6 protein-coding genes are annotated in these 6,332 nt (G+C 68.1%); 2 read left to right on the top strand and 4 right to left on the bottom strand.

The annotated features are described in order from the left end of the window. Both CVO76_RS02375 and CVO76_RS02380 read left to right on the top strand, forming a co-directional pair. A partial coding sequence (locus tag CVO76_RS02375) for an FAD-binding oxidoreductase (protein WP_208740545.1) occupies positions 1–1,168 on the top strand: 1,168 nt, incomplete at its 5' end. Between the two features lie 101 nt (positions 1,169–1,269). Further along, positions 1,270–1,791 (top strand): DUF4190 domain-containing protein, encoded by a 522-nt coding sequence (locus tag CVO76_RS02380; RefSeq protein WP_133083128.1) that lies wholly within the window; start codon positions 1,270–1,272, stop codon positions 1,789–1,791. 57 nt (positions 1,792–1,848) lie between these two features. On the opposite strand, the gene CVO76_RS02385 is transcribed toward CVO76_RS02380, so the two are convergent. The 4 genes from CVO76_RS02385 to CVO76_RS02400 form a co-directional block, all read right to left on the bottom strand. Next, positions 1,849–3,210: a DUF4032 domain-containing protein gene (locus CVO76_RS02385; protein ID WP_208740546.1), complete on the bottom strand. Its 1,362-nt coding sequence runs from the start codon at positions 3,208–3,210 to the stop codon at positions 1,849–1,851. A gap of 143 nt (positions 3,211–3,353) precedes the next feature. Beyond that, entirely contained in the window at positions 3,354–4,442 is a 1,089-nt protein-coding gene (locus tag CVO76_RS02390) for an ABC transporter ATP-binding protein (protein WP_133083130.1), read from the bottom strand. 105 nt (positions 4,443–4,547) lie between these two features. After that, a complete protein-coding gene (gene otsB, locus CVO76_RS02395) occupies positions 4,548–5,354 on the bottom strand; it encodes a trehalose-phosphatase (RefSeq protein ID WP_208740547.1) in 807 nt (268 codons plus the stop codon). Next, a partial coding sequence (locus tag CVO76_RS02400; protein WP_208740548.1) for an alpha,alpha-trehalose-phosphate synthase (UDP-forming) occupies positions 5,344–6,332 on the bottom strand: 989 nt, incomplete at its 5' end. The genes otsB and CVO76_RS02400, both read right to left, overlap by 11 nt.

Raw genomic sequence — 6,332 nt, forward strand, 5'->3', positions numbered from 1 at the left:
CAGCCGTGGCGCCGGCTCCGGCGTCTCCGGCGGAGCGCACGCGACGCCGGGCAGCGTGGTCCTGTCGCTCGAACTCATGACCAGGATCGTCGAGGTGAACCCCGACGACGAGACCGCCGTCGTCGAGCCGGGCGTGATCAATGCCGAACTCAACGCGGCTGTCGCAGAGCACGGCCTGATGTACGCCCCGGACCCGGCGAGTTACCGCTGGTCGACCATCGGTGGGAATGTCGCGACGAATGCCGGTGGGCTCCGCTGCGCCAAGTACGGCGTGACCCGGGACTCGGTCCTCGCCCTCGACGTCGTCCTCGCCGACGGCACCCTCGTCTCGACGGGGCACCGGACGTTCAAGGGTGTCGCGGGATACGACCTGACCGCCCTCATGACCGGATCCGAGGGGACACTGGGAGTGATCGTGGGCATCACGGTCCGACTGCGGTACCTGCCGCGCGAGGTGCACACGTTGGCGGCCTTCTTCGACGACTTCCCGCAGGCAGCGGCCGGCGTCCTCGCGATAGGTCGTGCCCGTGTGCAGCCCGCGATCCTCGAGCTCCTCGATGGTTGTACCCTCGAAGCGCTCGACGGCGCCCACGGCTCGGACCTCCGGCGACGGGGTGGGTCACTCCTCCTCGTCCGGACCGACGGCTACGGGGCGGCAGCCGAGGCCGAGGCCATCAGATCGGCCCTGGCCGCGCTGGGAGCGAGCGTCAGCGACGAAGGGTCGGAAGAGGCCGACCGCCTCGTGGACCTGCGGCGGCACAGCCGCGGGGACGAAGTCGACGACCTGTACCGGGTTGGCGAGGACGTCGCGGTGCCCAAGTCCCGACTGGTCCACTACGTGGCCGATCTGGAGGCGATGGCCGTGCGCCATCGGGTCCGGCTGAAGGTGGTCGCCCACGCCGGGGACGGCAACCTCCACCCGACGTTCTGGGTGGAGCGCAGCGAGGGGGAGCAGGCACGGCAGCGGCTCGAGGATGCGCTGGACGAGTCGGTGCGGCGTGCCCTCGACCTCGGCGGGACGATCACGGGCGAACACGGCGTCGGGCAGTACAAGCGCAGGTGGCTGGCCTGGGAACAGTCGTCGGAGATCCTCGAGCTGCAGGCGCGGATCAAGCAGGTCTTCGACCCGCTCGGCATCCTGAATCCGGGGAAGGCGATCGTCTCCTGATTGTTGCGCCGCAGTTCCGGATGCCGCCTGTCGCCCAGTGATACTGTTCAAGAAATTGCCGGAAAACTCCGTCTTTTTCCATCTCTTCCCCTGGGGGCAGCATGTCTGACAACAATCCCGGATCGCAGGGCAACTCGCCCTACGGCCAGCAGAACCAGCCGCAATACGGCCAGAACCAGCCGCAGTACGGCCAGAACCAGCCGCAGTACGGCCAGAACGAGGGATCGTACGGACAGCAGTCTGCATCGCCCTACGGCCAGCAGGGCCAGTACGGGTCGGGCTCGGGCAACTACCCCGGCCAGCAGGGTTACCAGGGGCAGCCCGCAGAGAACCCGGGCCGGACGCTCGGGATCGTCGGTCTCATTCTCGCCATCTTCCTCGCGCCGATCGGCCTCATCGTCAGCATCGTCGCCTTCGTGAAGTCGCGAAAGGCCGGCATGGGCAACGGACTCGCCCTGGCCGGGATCATCGTCGGGGCGCTCCTGACGATTCTCTGGACGGTCCTGATCATCGTGATCGCCAGCTTCGCGGCAGATCTTGCCCAGCAGATCATCCAGGCGTGCGAGGGCCAGCCGACAGGTACGCCGGTCACGGTACAGGGCCAGCCGGTCGAGTGCCCGTAGCGGCTCCAGCATGACGAAGGACCGGCAGCCATCGTGCTGCCGGTCCTTTCCTTATGCCTAGTTGTCCCCGTACTCCGAATCCTCGTCGATGCCGATGGTCCTGGCATCGGCCGTCAGCATGATCTCCGCCTCGTCGCGCCGGTGGCGCAATTCGTCGTCGAGGTAGGACTGCACGGCTTCGGCCATCGGTACGTTCCGGTCCTCGCGCTCGGACATGTACCACCGGTGTTCCAGCACCTCGTGCACCACCTCGGCGGGCTCGAGCTTCCCGCCGAGCTCGCGTGGAACGGCGCGGACGATGGGTTCGAACACCTCGTTCACCCAGAGGTGGGCGCTGAACTCCTCGTCCAGGGTGGGGTTGTTGTCTGCGCGGTAGGCGTCCATGTCGTTCAGGAGGCGCCGCGCCTGGTTCTCCTGCGCATCGAGGCCTGTCAGCCGGAGCAGACGACGGCTGTGGTGTCCGGCATCGACGACCTTGGGCTGCAGCTGGATCTGCGTGCCGTTCGCGGCGGTCTTGATCGCGTACTCCTCGACGTCGAAGCCTAGCTCGTTGAGCCGCCGGATACGAGCGCCCACCCGCCAGCGTTCGCCGAGCTCGAAGGACTCCTTCTCGGTCAGCTCGCTCCAGAGGCGGCGGTAACTGTCCATGATCAGCTCGCTCGTCGCGAGCGGGTCCACCTTCTCCTCGATGAGTCCGCCCTCGGCGAGGTCCATCAGCTCGCCTGCGATGTTCACGCGCGCGATCTCGAGGTCGTACTCCCGCTGGCCGGTCGACAGCTCCGGGTAGAGCTCACCTGTCTCGGCGTCGACCAGATAGGCCGCGAAGGAACCGGCATCACGGCGGAACAGCGTGTTCGACAGTGAGACGTCGCCCCAGTAGAAGCCGATCAGGTGGAGGCGTACGAGGAGCAGCGCCTGTGCGTCGATGAGGCGCGTCAGGGTGTCCCGGCGGAGGGTCTGCGAGAACAGGGCACGGTAGGGCAGCGAGAACTTGAGGTGCCGGGTGACGAGGACCGGGTCGAGGTCCTCCCCCTCGGGCGTGGTGCGGCCGGAGATGACGGCGACGGGTTCGACACACGGCACATCCAGGCGCTGGAGCTTGCGGAGCATGTGGTACTCGTGGCGGGCGATGTGCTCGCTGGTCTCCTTGACGGCGATCACGGACCCGCCGAGATGGGCGAAGCGCACGATGTGCCGGGAGATGCCGCGCGGGAGCGCGGCGAGTGCACTTGCGGGCCACTCCTCGAGGGCGATGTGCCAGGGGAGGTCGAGGAGTTCCGGGTCGGTGGCTGCCGCCGTGATGTTCAGGGACCCGAGACTCGGGGCCTCCGCGGAAGCGGGCCGCAGCCGCGGCAGCTTGCCGGTCTGGTCGTAGTCCGTCGGCTCGTCATGCCACTGGGCGTTCGAGGTCTCTGTCATGGTGCTGCCTTCGAGGTAGGGCTGGGATGGTCCTGGTTCAAGGGTAGTTGCCGTTAAACGAAGCGGTGGCGTCCGCCGGGTATCCAGGGGATGCCCGGCGAAGCCACCGCCGTCGTCGTACGTGGTGCGCAGTCCGCGAGGAGCTAGACCGTCTCTGCCAGGCGGAGACCGCTCGTCGTGTCGAACAGGTGCACGTGGCCCTGCTCGGGGCGGACATAGACGCTGTCACCCTTCATCGGCGGGCGGCGGCCGTCGACGCGGACGACCATGTCGTGGTCCTTGCCGTCGAGCGTGGTGTGACCGTAGATGTAGGCGTCGGCGCCGAGTTCCTCGACGACGTCGACCTCGACCTGCAGGCCCTCGCCGGTGCTGCTGAGGACGAGGTCCTCGGGACGGACACCCAGGGTGACGGTGTTGCCAGCGGCCGCGTCCAGGACGCTGCTCGGGACCGGGTAGACGATGCCACCGAAGAGGACGCCGCCGTCGGCCACGGGCAGTTCGAGGAGGTTCATCGCGGGAGAGCCGATGAAGCCGGCCACGAAGACGTTCTTCGGGCGCTCGTAGAGGTTGCGGGGGGTGTCGACCTGCTGGAGGATTCCGTCCTTGAGGACCGCGACACGGTCACCCATGGTCATGGCCTCGACCTGGTCGTGCGTGACGTACACCGTGGTGACTCCGAGGCGGCGGGTCAGCGAGGCGATCTGGGTGCGGGTCTGCACGCGCAGCTTCGCGTCGAGGTTCGACAGCGGCTCGTCCATGAGGAAGACCTGCGGGTTACGGACGATCGCACGGCCCATGGCGACACGCTGGCGCTGACCGCCGGAGAGTGCCTTCGGCTTGCGGTCGAGGTAGTCCTCGAGGTCGAGGAGCTTCGCGGCCTCGCGGACACGCTCCGCACGCTCCTCCTTCGAGACACCGGCGATCTTGAGCGCGAAGCCCATGTTGTCGGCGACCGACATGTGCGGGTAGAGAGCGTAGTTCTGGAAGACCATCGCGATGTCGCGATCCTTCGGGGGGACGTCCGTGACGTCGCGGTCACCGATGAGGATGCGACCGGAGTTGACGTCCTCGAGGCCGGCCAGCATTCGCAGGGAGGTGGACTTCCCGCAGCCGGAGGGTCCGACGAGGACGAGGAATTCGCCGTCGGCGATGTCGATGTTCAGCTTGTCGACGGCGGGCTTCTCGGTGCCCGGGTACAGGCGCGTGGCCTGGTCAAACGTTACCGTTGCCATGGTGTTGATTCCTTTTCACGGGCAGGTACGTGCCCGACGATCCGTAGTGAATGGAAAGATATTCAGTTGGAGTGCGCGACCCGCCAGCAGTACCGGTGACGTCGGTCACGCCTCCGTAGTATGACACGTTCCCCGGGATGACGCATCCGCCGTCCGCAGGGCCACCAGCTCCTCGAGGACCGCGGTGAAGTCCTCCGGGGAATCGACCGTGAAGGACGCGGCGGTGGGGCCCGGCCCGATCCGCACGCCGACGTCGCCCGGACCGAGCGTGCGCTGGGCGTCCTCGTCCGTGACGTCGTCTCCCGCGAACAGGACCGCCGTGGCGCCCGTCGCCTCCCGCAGCAGGGCGAGTCCCTGGCCCTTGTCCGCCCGGACCACCGAGATCTCGAGGACGCGCTTCCCATCGGTGATGCTCAGCTCCCCGAGTTCCGCGAGCCCCGTACGCGCTGCGCCGACTGCGGCATCGGCGACGTCGTCGGCTGCGGTCCTGGTGTGGAGGACGACGCCGGCCGGCTTGTATTCGACGAGGGTCCCCTGATGCCCTGCCGCCGTCCGTTCCACGACGTCGACGGCTCGCCGCAGGAGCTCCTGCTGTTCCGGGGTGAGGGCCAGGGGTGCGCCGTCGGGTCCGGTCCAGGTCTCGGCGCCATGGCTGCCGATGAGCATGGTCTCGGCCGGAGGCTCCGCGACGATCCGGAGACTGTCGAGGGCGCGGCCGGAGATGAGTGCCGTCGTCGTGTCAGGGAGGGCGGCCAGCGCGCGGAGGGCCGCGGCCGACGCCGGAAGCGCGCGGGCGTCCTCGGCGCGCTCCACCAGCGGTGCGAGTGTGCCGTCGAAGTCCAGCGCGACGAGCAGGTGCGGTGTCGAGGAGAGGGCCCGGAGCGCTGCGCCGAGCCCGGCATCAGTCACCATCGGTGGGGCTCCCGGAGTGGAGGGCGTCGAGGAAGGCGTGCGACCAGCGCTCGACGTCGTTGTGGACCACCTGACGCCGCATGAGCCGCATGCGCCGCATGGCTTCCGCCTTCGGCATCGAGATGGCGGAGATGATCGCGCTCTTCAACCCGTCGATATCGTGCGGGTTGACGAGGATCGCCTGGCGGAGGGTGTCCGCGGCTCCGGCGAACTCGCTCAGGACGAGCATGCCCGTGTTGCCGGTGCGGGCGGCGACGTACTCCTTGGCCACGAGGTTCATGCCGTCCCTCAGGGCGGTGACGAGCATGACGTCGGCGGCGAGATAGAGCGCCACCATCTCCTCCACCGGATAGCTGTGGTGGAGATACCGGATGGCGGTGTTCTTCATGGTGTCGTGCGTGCCGTTGATCCGGCCGACGGCACCCTCGATGTCCTCACGCAGGATCCGGTACTGCTCCACGCGCTCGCGGCTCGGGCTGGCCACCTGGATGAGGGCGGCGTCCTCGACCGTGATGGCGCCGTCCTCGAGCAGTTCCCCGTAGGCCTTGAGCCGGTGGCCGATGCCCTTCGTGTAGTCGAGGCGATCGACGCCGAGGAGGATGTGCTGCGGATCGCCCAGCTCGCGCCGGATCTCCTTCGACCGCTCGATCACGTCCGGACGCTGCGCCAGCTCGGTGATGGACGCGGTGTCGATGGAGATGGGGAACGCCTCGGCCCGCGATACGTAGGCCGACGTGCCGTCGTCGCCTGCAGGCACCTGCACCTGCTGGGCCTTGATCGTGTAGCCCTTGAAGCGGCGCACGCAGCGGAGGAAGTTGCTCGCGTCGCTGGGGCGCTGGAAGCCGATCAGATCCGCGCCGAGGAGCCCCTCGATCACCTGTCGGCGCCACGGGAGCTGTGCGTAGATCTCCAGCGGCGGGAACGGGATGTGGTTGAAGAAGCCGATCTTCAGATCGGGCCGGGCCTCCCGCAGCATCC

Origin of the sequence: Arthrobacter agilis (assembly GCF_002953615.1) — a bacterium.
In the GTDB taxonomy this organism is placed as follows: Bacteria; Actinomycetota; Actinomycetes; order Actinomycetales; family Micrococcaceae; genus Arthrobacter_D; species Arthrobacter_D agilis_B.